Here is a 1806-nt window from a genome sequence, read left to right as displayed (position 1 = left end):
AAAATCACTACTTTTGCAGCCAATTCATATCAATCTAAATAAGTAAAATGAGAAAAACAGTATTAGGCTTCATCGCCAGCTTCATGGTGCTTTCCGCACATGCCCAAAACCTGAAAATAAAGAAAGGGGAGGTATTACTTGACGGAACACCAGTAGCACTTGTAAAAGAAGCGAAAAGAGTCTGCGACCTTTCTACGCCAGATGGGAAAATGGTGTTCACATTCTTCATTACGAACAAGACAAAACAAGGCGTCATCACACCAGAAGACTGGCTCCAGTTCACATCACCTGAGGGCGCAGTCTTTGAACTGCAAAACCCGAAAGACAGGATTGTACTGTCCACCACGAAGTACTTAGTCTACAAACTGTTAGACAGCAAACCCCAGCTCATCGCAGTGGACGGTATCAAGACATCCACCATTGACGACCTCTTCAAGCAGGGCTCGCGTCCTTTCTCTGCAAAATGGGACAGCCTCTATACCATAGTCAAAAATATGGAGAAAACCGATGAGGAGTTTACCGCACAGCATCCCTTCTCCATCAACAACAATGGTGACATTATCATCAACAAAGAGATGGTGGGAAAGGTTTTTGTCAATGAACATTCATTAGGCAAAAGAGACTATTATGTCAAGGACCGTGTGGGCAACCAAGTAGCGGAGATTAAGCTCGAATCTTGGACCAGGAGCGAGAATTTCAGCAACATAACAACCTGTGATAATAGGAAACTTCCCTTCCTGCAATACTTTACTGCATCCAAACTCTCCGAGGACGAGATGGTGCGCCGTATGGTATCAAAACTGCTTGCAAACGGTTATGCACTGGGAGATATGACGGAGAATATCAAGCTGCGACTGGCAAACAAGGCAAAAGCAGATGAGCAACAGGCTGCCGATGAGGAACGACAGCTGGTGAAAGAGGCCAAGGATGCTTCCGTGAACATCTATAATGTGCCCGGCAAGGTGGTACTTGCTGACGGCACGACACACGAAGGCAACATCACTATCATATATGAATCTATTGAAAAGAAGATGGGTAAAGGAATCAGTGGAATCCTCGACCTTGACGCACCGGCAATGGGATCAGCCGTAACACTGACGCAAAACGGTGCGAACGGCAAGACCGAACAGAAGTTCAAGGCTGCAGACAACGTAACCGTCTATGCAGGTGGCAAAACCTATATCGGTACAAAGGGCTCAAAAGACGGTGCGTTAAGAAACGCCGGCGGCAGTGGTTCTATTAATTTCGGAACACGCCACCCACAGTTCTTCGAGGTACTCTTTACCGACGGAAAGGGCAATTACATCCTGGAACATCCATTAGATAAAGATGAACTTTATCTGAAGCTGAAGGACAGAAAGGAAGCTATCTATCTTGGCGACAAAGCATTATTAGGTACACGAAGCGAGAAGAAAAGAATTAAGCTGACTGCGGAATATCTGAATAAGTCGAGCATGGATGCTGCCAAGTATGACACCCGCACAAAAGAAGGACTCCAGCAGCTCATCGCAGATTATACTGAAAAATAAAAGGAGGACTTCCCCTACCCCTCCCAAAAGGGAGGGGCATAATGTCCTGTTTTTTCCTTATTCCAATCCTTACAGGTGCTTACTTGCATCGCAACTAAGCCTTACTTGACCTCCAATAGGTGCTTAATTGAAGCCTGACTAAGGCTTCAATTAAGCACCTATTTGTTTTTAACCTCAATTCCGCAGCGTTTTTCCTTGTGAGGCGATTTTGTGTGTTGAGATGTCTTTTTGAGGCTCTACGTGTTGTTATGAGGTTTTTCGGTGTTTCTTGGGTCTT

The 1806-nt window shown here is 45.2% G+C and carries 1 protein-coding gene; it reads left to right on the top strand.

Annotated elements, in window-relative coordinates:
• The first annotated feature begins 47 nt into the window (after positions 1 to 47).
• Positions 48 to 1529, top strand: coding sequence for a hypothetical protein (locus H8527_RS09615; protein WP_187547744.1), 1482 nt, complete (start codon positions 48 to 50; stop codon positions 1527 to 1529).
• Positions 1530 to 1806 lie beyond the last annotated feature (277 nt).

It is taken from the genome of Alloprevotella sp. Lung230, assembly GCF_014385435.1.
GTDB lineage: Bacteria > Bacteroidota > Bacteroidia > Bacteroidales > Bacteroidaceae > Alloprevotella.
Note: the sequence above shows the minus strand (reverse complement) of the source record. Positions and strands in the feature narration are given on the sequence as shown.

Bases quoted from the DNA above. Each gene is read 5' to 3' on its own strand.
- H8527_RS09615 (WP_187547744.1), top strand. From the start codon at position 48: ATGAGAAAAACAGTATTAGGCTTCATCGCCAGCTTCATGGTGCTTTCC.